Origin of the sequence: Thioalkalivibrio denitrificans (assembly GCF_002000365.1) — a bacterium.
Taxonomy (GTDB): Bacteria; Pseudomonadota; Gammaproteobacteria; order Ectothiorhodospirales; family Ectothiorhodospiraceae; genus Thioalkalivibrio_A; species Thioalkalivibrio_A denitrificans.
In genome coordinates this window covers 3,840-15,478 of the sequence record NZ_MVBK01000067.1, presented here as the reverse complement: position 1 = coordinate 15,478, position 11,639 = coordinate 3,840, and the positions used below count along the sequence as shown (strand labels likewise).

General features: G+C 69.9%; 12 protein-coding genes. 1 reads left to right on the top strand and 11 read right to left on the bottom strand.

Translation table 11 applies throughout. From position 1 onward, the window contains the following. Positions 1-26 precede the first annotated feature (26 nt). The 10 genes from B1C78_RS11445 to dapF form a co-directional block, all read right to left on the bottom strand. Positions 27-446 carry a DUF3617 domain-containing protein gene (locus tag B1C78_RS11445; RefSeq protein ID WP_077279304.1) on the bottom strand — a complete coding sequence of 140 codons (420 nt, stop codon included), beginning with the start codon at positions 444-446 and terminating at the stop codon, positions 27-29. Between the two features lie 77 nt (positions 447-523). Continuing rightward, a complete protein-coding gene (locus tag B1C78_RS11440) occupies positions 524-1,987 on the bottom strand; it encodes a BatD family protein (RefSeq protein ID WP_175628293.1) in 1,464 nt (487 codons plus the stop codon). Beyond that, the gene (locus B1C78_RS11435; RefSeq protein ID WP_139349910.1) at positions 1,984-3,747 is read right to left on the bottom strand and encodes a vWA domain-containing protein; all 1,764 of its coding nucleotides are present in this window, start codon (positions 3,745-3,747) and stop codon (positions 1,984-1,986) included. Before B1C78_RS11435 ends, B1C78_RS11440 begins: the two co-directional genes overlap by 4 nt. Continuing rightward, the gene (locus tag B1C78_RS11430) at positions 3,744-4,700 is read right to left on the bottom strand and encodes a vWA domain-containing protein (RefSeq protein WP_077279301.1); all 957 of its coding nucleotides are present in this window, start codon (positions 4,698-4,700) and stop codon (positions 3,744-3,746) included. The genes B1C78_RS11435 and B1C78_RS11430 overlap by 4 nt, the downstream gene beginning before the upstream one ends. Further along, entirely contained in the window at positions 4,697-5,062 is a 366-nt protein-coding gene (locus B1C78_RS11425; protein WP_077279300.1) for a hypothetical protein, read from the bottom strand. Before B1C78_RS11425 ends, B1C78_RS11430 begins: the two co-directional genes overlap by 4 nt. Further along, on the bottom strand, positions 5,055-5,996 hold the full coding sequence (locus B1C78_RS11420) for a DUF58 domain-containing protein (protein WP_077279299.1): 942 nt from the start codon (positions 5,994-5,996) through the stop codon (positions 5,055-5,057). The genes B1C78_RS11425 and B1C78_RS11420 overlap by 8 nt, the downstream gene beginning before the upstream one ends. Beyond that, entirely contained in the window at positions 5,996-6,952 is a 957-nt protein-coding gene (locus B1C78_RS11415) for an AAA family ATPase (protein ID WP_077279298.1), read from the bottom strand. The genes B1C78_RS11420 and B1C78_RS11415 overlap by 1 nt, the downstream gene beginning before the upstream one ends. Before the next feature lie 340 nt (positions 6,953-7,292). Beyond that, entirely contained in the window at positions 7,293-8,192 is a 900-nt protein-coding gene (gene xerC / locus B1C78_RS11410; RefSeq protein WP_077279297.1) for a tyrosine recombinase XerC, read from the bottom strand. Between the two features lie 94 nt (positions 8,193-8,286). Further along, positions 8,287-8,973, bottom strand: a complete 687-nt coding sequence (locus B1C78_RS11405; protein WP_077279296.1) for a DUF484 family protein — start codon at positions 8,971-8,973, stop codon at positions 8,287-8,289. Beyond that, positions 8,970-9,806, bottom strand: coding sequence for a diaminopimelate epimerase (gene dapF / locus B1C78_RS11400; RefSeq protein WP_077279295.1), 837 nt, complete (start codon positions 9,804-9,806; stop codon positions 8,970-8,972). The genes B1C78_RS11405 and dapF overlap by 4 nt, the downstream gene beginning before the upstream one ends. Before the next feature lie 183 nt (positions 9,807-9,989). Here dapF and B1C78_RS11395 point away from each other — a divergent pair, with 183 nt between their 5' ends. Continuing rightward, on the top strand, positions 9,990-10,784 hold the full coding sequence (locus tag B1C78_RS11395; protein WP_077279317.1) for a glutathione S-transferase family protein: 795 nt from the start codon (positions 9,990-9,992) through the stop codon (positions 10,782-10,784). A gap of 171 nt (positions 10,785-10,955) precedes the next feature. On the opposite strand, the gene B1C78_RS11390 is transcribed toward B1C78_RS11395, so the two are convergent. After that, positions 10,956-11,621, bottom strand: coding sequence for a class I SAM-dependent methyltransferase (locus B1C78_RS11390; protein WP_077279294.1), 666 nt, complete (start codon positions 11,619-11,621; stop codon positions 10,956-10,958). Positions 11,622-11,639 lie beyond the last annotated feature (18 nt).

Below are 11,639 nucleotides of genomic sequence, written 5' to 3'. Positions count from 1 at the left end.
GCAGGGGCGGGCTCCTACGGCACGAATCAGCAGTCGCCGATCCTGCGCCCCTCCAGCTCGATGAGCATGCGCATGGGCCCCATGGGGCTGTCCATGCGCGCGTCCATGGTGCCCTCGGCCCGGTCGCCCATGAAGCGGATGTCCGCGTCCATGTGAATCTCCACCCCCTGCTCCCGGCACACCATGGAATAGGTCATGCCCGAGGAGCGCATGTCCATGTTGGACACCTCACAGTCCTCCGCGTCATCGAGGAATGCCCCGCCGCGCTCGATGTCCTGTTGAGTGATGCACTCGGTCTGCGTGTGGGTCTGATCCGGCACCGGCATGTTCTCAAAGCGGGTCACGTTGGTGTACTCCCACTGCCCCGGGCGGATATCCGGCTCGGCGGCGAGGGCAGGCAGGGCGAGGCACAGCGCGAGCGCTGCGAGGATCAGGCGGATGGGCATGGGCGTCGTTTCCGGGGCAGGGTGGGGCATTAGAGGGTTCATGTCTCACAGTGCCAGCCCGGGTGGACCGGGTCAATTCAGGAGGCCCGGCGCCGGGCGGGGAAGCGCAGGCGGTGGCGCGTCAATGCTGTGCGCAACTCCGCGCGCAGGGCGGCGACATCACCCGGTTGCGAGCCATAACAGGCCCGTTCCAGGTGCGTCACGGCGTCAGTGAGTCGCGCATCGGCTCCCTGAGCATCGAGCCAGCCACGCAATGTGGGCGGTGACGCTTCCAGGGTCAGCAGAGCACGCGCCAGCGCCCTGGCACTCCCGGCCTCCGCCACCCGGCGGTGGAGGATCCGCCGCACCCTGAACCTTCGGATGACAGCACCCAGGGCGATGACCAGCAGCCCGGCCGCGAGCAGCGCGACGAACGCCGCCGTTGCCTGAAGCAGAACGCGGCGCAGGGGATCGTAGACCTGCACGAGCCCCCCGGGCGCCTCGGCCGCGGTGAGACGTCCGCTGGTCGTGTCGAACCAGGGAATGCGCAAATCCGGCACCCTGAGATCCCCCGTCGACCGGGGTGTGAAGGGGATCTCCACACGCAGCACGGCCTCGCCCGGCGGCACGTCCCGGGGGGTCAGGCGCTCGATGGCGGGCGCGTGAAAGCGGAGCGCGCCGTCGGTCCCGTCCGTCACCCGCTCCACCAGCCGGCGAACGCGCCGAAGGGAGAGGTCCCGTCCTTGCAGCTCCAGGGTCCAAAGGGCCGGTTCCCCCTTCGCATGGGATCCCGGGGAGATCGACTGCCGCACGGCCACCGGCGCCAGCGCCACGTCCACCGGCAGGTAGCCGGGCACCGCGCGCACATCGAGATGCACCGTTTCCGCAGGCAGGCGCAGGGGCACGCCCTGGCGCCGGAAGTCATGCATCTCGAGCCAGGGCAGCTCCAGTTCCAGGGGGCCTTCGTAGAGCGGAATGATCAGCCAGTAATGGCGCAGGCGGTATCGTCCGTCCTGACTTTCCTCGTGTCGCTCCCGGCGCAGGAACTCGATGTGTGCTTCCCGCGACATCGGACCCGGTATATGCAGCTCGAACTGGTTATGGTCCGTCTCCACATCCAGACGCAACACCACCGGCTCCCGCACGTAAGGCTGCGCGTTGTCCGTCGTGGCATGGAGCGCCAGGCCAAGGCTGTGCGGCGGATCGACGTGCACGGTCAACGGCTCGCTCACTGCGTCCATCAGGCGCAGCGGGGGCAACTCGAAGGTCCCGGGCCGGCGCGCATAGAGCTCCAGGCGCATCTCCTGGCGCTGCCAGACACGATCGGGCCCGCGCACTCCCCGGGAACGCTGGGTCCAGCGCACGCGAAAGTCCGGCTCCAGGGATGCCAGGGAGAGGCCGAAGAGGTTGCCCTCGCTGGCCTCGGCGTGCAGGGTCAGGCGCAACGGCTCACCCAGCTCCAGAGTGGTGGTCTCCGGGATCACCAGCAGTCGGGGGCCGGCACCCGGGGCGGACAGCGGCAGCGCCAGCAGCACCAGAAGCAGCCAGGTGCGCGGAATCACCGGCCGGACTCCAGATCGCGGGGCGCCTCGCGGTCGCGCAGCGCACGCAGCAGCCGCAGATCGCGGTCCTCCAGCCGATCGAGCTTCATGAGCGCGGCGTCGTATTCCCGGCTCACGTCCAGGACGACGCCGGGCCGCCCTGCCGCGCCGGTACCCTCGGGCATACGTTCCCCGCGGGCCACGGCCTCACCCAGGGCGTCACGTTCGCCCTCTTCGGCGACGGCGTCACTGGGCCCCTCGTCCTCGGGAAAGTCCGGCGTCTCCTCCAGGTCCATGCGGCCCACGTCTTCCGTGGCCTGGCGAGTCCGGCGCCCTGCCAGGCCCGCATCGGCGGGATCGGGTGCACGGGAGGCGGCCCGGGCCAGGTTGTGGAGGATGCGTTCCCCGTGGGGGGACGGATAGGCCAGGGCACCCCGGTAGGCCTCCACGGCGGCCGCCATCTCCCCCTGCCGGAAGCGGGCATTGCCCAGGTTGAACAGGGCCTCCGCCCGTTCCCGGTCCCCCGGGGCCTCCAGCAGGGCGCGGGTGAAGGCCTCGGCGGCATGCGCATGGTCCCCCAGGCGATAGGCGCTCGCCCCCTCACCCATGCGGCCTGCGAACCCGCCCAGACGCACATAGGCGTGAAGCGCGGCATGGTAGTCGCCCGCCGTGTAGGCCGCATGGGCGCGGGCCTCGTGCCGGCTTGCGTCGGCATGGGCCGGCCCACTGTACACGGGGATCAGGAGCGCCCCCAGGAGCACGGCCGGTACCGCACCCGGGCCGGGCCGATACCAGGACAGCAGCAACAGCACCAAGGCGGGCGCGAGCAGCCAACCGTACAGATCCCGCCACTGGTGCACCTGGGTAGCCGAGGGGATGCGGGCGATGCCCGCGGTGTAGAGGCGGTCCCAGCGGGCACCCACGGTGCCGGCTGCGGCATAGCGCCCGCCGCCCGTCCCGGCCAGTTGCTCGAGGGCCCGGACGTCCATGCGGCTGAGCACGGCCTCGCCCCCCTCGCGCAGCAGTCCGCCCCCCGGGGCGGGCACCGCCACGGCTTCCGCGCCGCCCACCCCCAGGACATACAGGGCGAGACCGGCCTCACGCAGCCGGCTAGCCTCGGCCAGCAGGTCCGTCCGATGGGGCTCCGCGAGGGCACGGCTGTCGCCGTCGGTGATCAGCACCACGGCACCCGCCTCCCCGGTCATGGCCTCCCGGGCCAGACGCAGCCCGCCCGCCAGGGCCTTGCCGGAGAGGTCCGACATGACTCCGGGGGCGCGTTCCAGATAATGGCGCAGGACGTCCCGGTCCGTGGTGGGCGGAGTGAGCAGCAGCGGGCGACCCGAGACCGCCACCACACCCACCCGCTCCCCCTGCAGGTGTTCCAGCAGCGCGTCCGTTTCCAGCATCGCCCGCTGCAGGCGCCGGGGCGTAACATCCTCGGCCAGCATGGTGCGCGAGACATCCAGCACCAGCATCAGGGAGAGGTCGCTTCGGTGGCCCTGGCCGGCGGCTTCCACAGTCATGGGTATCCGGGGCCCGGCCAGGGCAGCGGCCAGCAACAGCCACGCCAGGGCGACCGCGGCAAACCGCAGAGCGCCCCGATGTCCCGGTCGCTCCAGGGCCCAGGGGCGCAGGGCGGCGTCGGCATAGCGCAGCAGCGGCCTGTCGCGCCAGCGCGAGAGCGCCAGCAGACACCAGGGCAGCAGGGCCAGAGCCAGCCACGGGGGGGTCCGCCATTCCAGTTGCCACAACAGCGGGGGCACGAGTGTCGAGAGGCTCATGGGCCCCGCCTCAGCGCCAGCAGCCCCGCGATGCCCAGGAACCCTGCCGCCCCGCCCAGGGGCAACGGATACCAGGACCGCCACAGGCGCTCTCCGGACAGCGTCGGGGCAGCGGGCGCCTCCAGCCGGTCGATGGCCTCGAGCACCCCCTCCAGATCCCGGGTGCTGGCGGCGTGGAAATACCGCCCCCCGGTGGTGGCGGCCATGTCCGCCAGACCGGGCTCGTCGTCCGCCGTCTCCAGCGCCGCGCCGCCGGTGATCTCCACCGTGTACAGGGGCACCGCCGCCGCCCGGGCCAGTGCCAGGGCCTCCGCGGGATGCAGGATCCCGGCGTTGCTTTCCCCGTCGGAGAACAGGATCACCGCAGGCCGGCGCTCGCCCCCGGCGAACTGCTCCACGGCCAGGGCGATGCCGTCGCCGATCGCCGTGTCGTCTCCCAGCACGCCGGCCCGCAGCCGGGCGAGCTGCCTGACCACCAGATCCCGGTCCCGCGTGAGCGGCACCACGGTGCCCGCCTCCTCGGCGAGCGCAACGAGCGCGAAGCGGTCCCCCTCCCGGGCACGTACGAAGCGGGTCACCACCCCCTGGAGCACCTCGATGCGCGAGACAGGCCGCCCGTCGGCCCGGTAGTCGCGCACCAGCATGCTCCCCGAGACATCCACCACCAGCACCAGGTCCCGGCCCTCGCCGGGCTCGGGGATGAACGCGCCCGGCGTGCGCGGCTGGGCGAGCGCCACCACCGCCAGCGCCAGCGCCGCAGCACGCAGCCAGGCCACAGGAGCACGGCCGCGCACCCGGGCGGCAGTGCCCAGACCCGCTGCATCCGGGTGACGCAACCGGGCGCCGGCGCCCTCCGCCGGACGCGCGCCGAAGCGCTGCCACAATGGCAACAGGGCCAGGGGAAGCAGCAGCAGCCACAGGGGCACGGCGAACTGAAGCTCCGCGGGGTTCACAACCGCGCCCTCAGCCTGTCCAGGTCACGGGCCAAGATGTTCGCCTGCGGGGGCTCGCGCCCGTAGCAGCCGGCATCGAGCCCGCGGCGTGTCTCGTCCAGGTCGGGGGCGATGCCGGATCCAAAGGCGCGACGCATCAGCCGCAGACCGTCGCGGGCGGCCTCCCGGGGTTCGCACCGACCCCGGCGCAACAGGCGGGCAAGCCACCAGGCCTCCAGGGCGAGGCGGCGTCGCCAGAGCCACGCCCCGGCGACCACGCCAAGGACCAGTACGGCAAGTGCCCACGACCCAAAGGTCAGTGCGGCCCCGGCCTCCGCCGCTGCGGGCGCCGGTGGCGGAAAGATGTCGGCCAGATCATCCACGGCCGGGCAGCCCTTTGCCGAGGCTTCGGGTCCAGACCGCCGCCGGCGTCTCTGCGCCCAGTTCCGTGAATCGTACCCCGGCGCCCGTGAGCAGCCGGCGCAGCGAGGCGACGCGCGCCATGGCGTGAGCATCGAAGGCGGCGCGTACGCCGGGTCGCGTGGTGTCCACCCAGAGCGCGCCCTCCGCGCCGGGCACGCTGAACGGGGCGCGGCCCAGAGGCGGGAGGGTGCGCTCGGCGGCATCAGTGATGCACACCGCCTGCACCGGACGCCCGGCGGCGACCAGGCCGCCCAGCAGTCCCGCCCGGGCGCTGTCCAGCCAGTGCAGGTCGCTCAGGATCAGCACCTCGGTGCCCACGGGCAGTCGTCGGAGCATGCCCAGCGCCCGGTCCGGCTCGGTGGTCATGAATCCGTCGGGCGGCGGGCAGGGAGCGGCCAGCGCGCGGGTCAGGGCCATGGCGTGGACCCGCCCGCCACGTACGGGCCAGAAGCGGGGCGGCTCCCCGAGCAGGGCGGCGCCCACGGCACCGCCGTCGCGCACGGTGCGCAGGGCCTGGTAGACGGCGACCCGGGCTGCCTGCGCCGCCTTGAGACGTACGCGGGTGCCGAAGCGCATGCGCGCACCCAGGTCCACCAGCAGGTAGAGAGAGGGGCGCGGTTCCTGGTGGTAGACGCGCACATGGGGACGCCCGGTGCGGGCGGTGGTGCGCCAGTCCATGGCGCGCACGTCGTCCCCGGCCTGGTAGCGGCGCAATTCCTGGAAGTCCAGGCCGTGGCCGCGCAGGGGGGACAAGCGTTCCCCGCCGGGCTGGGCGCCACCGCGTTCCGGCGGGCCCGGCTGCTCGGCGAGACGGGCCAGGCGATGCAGCTCCGCCGTGCCGAGCAGGGGCCGGTCGGACGCGCCGCGCCGCAGCTGTTCGAGCCAGGCGGGCATCAGGGGATCGGCACGGCCCCGATGCGCTCTGCGATGACCGCGTCCCGCTCGACGCCGTCCATATGCGCCTGGACACTGAGCATCACCCGGTGGCGCAGACAGTCCGGCGCCACGGCCAGGATGTCGTCGGGGCTCACGTAGTCGCGGCCGCGCAGGTAGGCCTCGGCGCTGGCGGCCCGGGCGATGGCCAGCGAGGCGCGCGGCGAGGCGCCCAGGGCCAGGTGAGCGCCGGCCCCGTCTTCGGTCCCTGCCCGCGTGGCCCCAACAAGGTCCACGATGTAGCGCTCAAGTTCCGGCGCGATGTGCATGGCGGCCACCTCGGCCCGGGCCGCGAGGACAGTCTCCGCCGTCACGGGCCCCCGACTGGTATCCGGCGCCTCGCCCCGCAGACGGGCCCGGTCGAGACGCAGGATCTGCAGCTCCTCATCCGCTGAGGGGTAGTCCAGCACCACGTGCAGCAGGAAACGGTCCAGTTGCGCCTCGGGCAGAGGGTAAGTGCCCGCCTGCTCGATCGGATTCTGCGTCGCCATGACCATGAACAGGGGCGGCAGCGGCCGCGTGACCCCGCCCACGGTAACCTGGTGCTCCTGCATGGCCTCGAGCAGGGCCGACTGGACCTTGGCGGGGGCACGGTTGATCTCGTCCGCCAGCAGGATCTCGTTGAACAGCGGTCCCTCGCGGAACACGAACTCATGCCGGTCGGTGAGATAGATCTCGCTGCCGGTGAGGTCGGCGGGCAGAAGATCCGGCGTGAACTGCAGGCGCTTGAAGCGGGCATGCACGCCATCGGCCAGGGCGTTCACGGCGGTGGTCTTGGCAAGCCCCGGCAGCCCCTCCACCAGCACGTGCCCACCCGTGAGCAGGCTGATGACGAGACGGTCCAGCAGCCGGTGCTGACCTACCACCACGGTGTTCAACTGCTTACGCAGGGCGAGGATCTGGTTCTGAACGGTCATGGAAAGGACTTTACCAGTTCCGCACCGGCCACGGTGCCAATGCGATGCATGCGGGGGAATTCCTGACGAACCCCCGTTTAACCACGAAGCACACGAAGGGCACGAAGGTTATTCAGGACAACCCCCCCTCACAGAGCGTGCCTGGCACACCAGGAGAACGGGAGATCCGGTAGGTTGGGGTGAGCCGCGCGAACCCCAACGGGGTTGGCCGGGATGGGGCTCGCATGTTGGGGTTCGTTCCTCACCCCAACCTACCCATGCTGCTCGGCCCGGTGGACTACACCTACAACCACTTCATCACGGACCTGAGCCCTTTTCGCTCTATCTATGCGGGGAGCGCTCAGGAACGCGGCTTGCGTCTTGCCCGGGGATGTGCCGTGTCGTAGACCCGCGCCAGATGCTGGTAGTCCAGGTGCGTGTAGACCTGGGTGGTGCTGATGTCCGCGTGGCCCAGCAGTTCCTGCACGGCGCGCAGGTCGCCGGAGGATTCCAGCAGGTGGCTGGCGAAAGAGTGGCGCAGCAGGTGCGGGTGCACGCGCCGGTCCAGGCCCTGGACCACCGCGTGGCGCGAGAGGCGCGCCTGGACCGCCCGGGCCCCCAGGCGTTCACCGCGACGGCTCACGAACAGGGCCGGCTCGTCGGGCTTCGCCAGATCCGCGCGCAGGGCGAGCCAGTCGTTGAGTGCGGCCACCGCGTGGCGGCCCACCGGCAGATCGCGGCTTTTGCGCCCCTTGCCGGTGACACGCAGTTGCCGGTCCGCCAGATCGACGTCGGTGACGTCGAGTCCGACGAGTTCCGCCAGGCGCAGGCCCGACGAGTAGAAGAGCTCGAGGATCGCCCGGTCGCGCACGGCGAGCGCGTCATCTCCGGGCACGGTCACGAGGCGCGACACCTGGTCCACGTCCAGGACGCCGGGCAGCTTGCGCCCGGCCTTCGGCGCACGCACGTCCTGCGCGGGATTGGCATCCACCACCCCCTCGCGCACGAGAAAACTGAAGAACCCGCGGATCGCGGAGAGCAGACGCTGCAGGCTGCGACTGCCGGCACCCTGTCGATGCGCCTTCGCCACCAGCGCCCGGATATCGTGCACCCGGACCTGCGGCCAGTCGTCGCCCACCGCTTCCCGCAGCCGCTGCAGATCGCGGGCGTAGTTGTCGACGGTGTGGGGGGAGCAGCGGCGCTCCTCGCTCAGGTGGCGAAGATAGCGGGAAAGCCAGGGTGAAGAGGATTCAATATTCAAGATTCAAAATTCAAAGGGGGTACATTCACCGGATCATCCTCGAAACGCTATCCTTTGAATCTTGAATCTTGAATCTTGAATTTTGAATTTTGAATCAGGCCTTCAGTCGCGTCGCGACCGCGTGGGAGATGATCTCCCCGAGATAACCCAGGAACAGGGTGCCCATGCCCGGGTGAAAACGGGTGTCCTCGCGGCTGCCCAGCGCCAGGATGCCCAGGCGCCGGTTCCCGTCCATGAGCGCCACCACCACCGCGGATTTCACCGGATCCGGTGCGTCGGGGAACAGGGCCGACATCTGCTCGCCGGAGAGCCGTCCGCAGAGGGGCCGGCGGCTCTCGAACAGGTCCTCGAAGAGCTGCATGGCCGTGTCTGACTCGCCCACGAAGTGCAGGCCGCGCTGCGGGTCGCCCAGCAGGCGCACCACCACGTGGTCGGCGCGAAACTCGGTGCGCAGCTGCTCCTGGGTGGTAGCCAGTACCCCATCCAGGCTGTCGGCATCCATCAGGCCCAGCGCCAGCTGGTGCATGCGCTGGCTGAGCCGCTCGTTCTCCCGCGCCACCTGCACCAGGTCCATGAGTTTGCGTTCCAGCTGGCGGTTCTTGTCCCGCAGCCAGCCGATCTGACGCTCGATGAGCGACACGGCGCCACCTGCGGGGTGGGGGAGTTTCAGGATGTCCAGCAGTGCTTCGTGACGCTCGAAGAAATCCGGGTGCGCACGCAGCCAGGCCTCCACGGCCTCCTCGCTGAGCGCATCCTCGGCCAGGTTGGTATGGGTGCTCATATTTCCATGCTGCCTGTGAAGACCTGGGTGGCGGGGCCGGTCATCAGTACCGGCGCCTCTTCTTGTCCGGGCCAGTCTATCACAAGCCGCCCGCCCGGAAGGTCCACCGCGACGCGTTCGTCCAGGAGGCCCTGGATGCGCCCCACGACCACGGCCGCGCAGGCGCCGGTGCCGCAGGCCAGCGTCTCGCCGACGCCCCGCTCGTAGACCCTGAGGCGGATCTCACCGGACGATTGCACCTGCATGAATCCCACGTTGACCCTGCGGGGAAAGCGCTCATGGCCCTCGATAAGGGGCCCGAGGCGCGCCACCGGCGCGGTCTGTACATTCTCGACCCTGAGCACCGCGTGGGGGTTGCCCATGGACACGGCGCCGATCTCGAAGGTCTCGCCCTCCACCTCCAGCGGATAGGCGGGCAGGGCCTCCGGGGCTTCGAAGGGGATCTGCCAGGGCTTGAGCTTCGGCGGACCCATGTCCACCGTCACCTGGCCGTCAGGCTGCACCCGGAGCCGGATGATGCCGGCCGGCGTCTCGACGGGAATGTCGTCCTTGGCAGTCAGCCCCCGCTCGCGCACGAACACGGCGAAGCAGCGGGCGCCGTTGCCGCACTGTTCCACCTCGTTGCCGTCGGCGTTGAAGATGCGGTAGCGGAAGTCGGCCCGGGCCGGGTCCGAAGGACGCTCCACCAGCAGCACCTGGTCGCAGCCCACGCCGAGGCGCCGGTTCGCCAGCAGGCGGACCTGGTCGGGGGTGAGCTCCACGGCCTGACCGATGGCGTCGATCACCACGAAGTCGTTGCCAAGGCCGTGCATCTTGCTGAATTGCAGGCGCATTTCGTTAGCGTAGCCGGGGGCCGGGGGGGAAGGAAAGCGTTTTGTAATAAACCATATGGGACGAACTGACAGGATTCGCATGAGATACCCCGGCCGGCGCCGGTGTGACACCCGCCAGGCCCCCGTGATCCAATGGCATCCGGAAGCACCCGGCAGTGGCCCACGGACCCTTCGAACATCGGCATGGCACAGCTCGTCGTCTATCAGATCCCCGTCTGCCCCTTCTGCCAGCGGCTCGAGATCCTGCTCGCGCTCAAGGGCCGGCGCGACGCTGTGAATTTTCACGTCGTCGACATCACCCGCCCCCGGCCCGACTGGCTTGTCGAGAAGACGCGGGGCACGACGGCCCTGCCCGTGCTCGAAAGGCCGGACGGGGGGATCATTCGGGAGAGCCTGGTGATCCTGCGCTACCTGGAGGATGTGTTTTCCGAGCCGCCGGTGGCGCAGCGTGACCCTTGGCGCCGCGCTGTCGAAGGCATGATGGTCAGCATGGAGGGCGATTTCGCCGCCGCAGGCTACGGCTGGGTGATGAACCAGGATTCCGGGCGCCGCGAGGTCCTGCGCGACACCATGCTCGCCCGCTACGCCGCACTCGATGACTTCCTGCTGGAACATGCGCCTCAGGGCCCGTTTCTCTTCGATGAATTCGGCTGGGCGGAAACGGTGTTCACACCGCTGTTCATGCGCTTCTGGTTTCTCGAATATTACGAGGACTTCCGGTTGCCCGACGAAGCGCGCTACGACCGGGTGCGGGCCTGGGTGGAGGCCTGCATCGCGCATCGTGCGGCACAACAGGTGAGCCGCGAACAGGTGATCAAGCTCTACTACGACTATGCCCGCGGCGCGGGCAACGGCGCGCTGCTGCCGGGCCGAAGCAGGTCCTCGTTCGCCTTCGAGCCCCACTGGCGCGACCGGCCGTGGCCGCCGAAAGACAAGTACGGCCCGGGCGCCACGGATGAGAAACTCGGTCTGCTGTAGCGATGGGACGAAGCGCAATGAAGAGCATTGTCCTCTCGCGAAGGCGCAAAGCTCGCCAGGGATTTCGACAGGGTCTTTGCTGCTGCAGATTGAGTGCGCGAAGCGAACTACACGTTTCGGCAAAGACCGCGAACTGCGGAGAGGTCAAGACCTGCTAAGGCACCCGCCCGCTCAGGCGACGAACCCGCTGACCAGCAGATGCCGGTCGCTCACCGCGCGCACCCCCAGATCGCCGAGACCCGAACGGGCCAACTGCACGCGCACCTCGTCCGGCGTGAACGCCGCCAGCAGCGAGTTGAAGAAGTCCCGCTGCAGCACATCGGGCTCGGATGCGGCGTATTGCGCCACCAGCGCCTCCGCCGTCTCGCGGCTGTCCGGCCGCATCAGGTCCATGACGAAGACAAAGCCGCCCGGCTCGGTGTATTGGTCCACCGCATTCCAGAGCACGGCCGGATCATGCAGGTGATGCAGCAGGCTGTTGGAGATCACACCGCGGTAGTGTGGCCGCGGCGGAACATCGCCCGGCAGGCAGGCCTGAATGAGTCGCACGCGCGTCTCCAGACCGCTGCCCGCGAGCAGCCGCTTGCCTTCGGCGAGCATGGCAGGCGCACCGTCAATGCCGTCCACCTCCGCAGCGGGAAACGCGCGCGCGAATCGCATGGCAACATCCCCCGGGCCGCAGCCCAGATCCAGTACGGGACCCTCGATCTCAAGCTGTGGAAAGGTCTCCCGGAACAGTTCGATGAAATGCCCGTGGGGCTCCGCGAAATCGGCCTCGGCATAGGCGCGTGCCTGTTCCGGGTCCAGCATCAGTTCGGGTTCGGGAATGCGGTCCATTGTCAGTTGTCAGTTGTC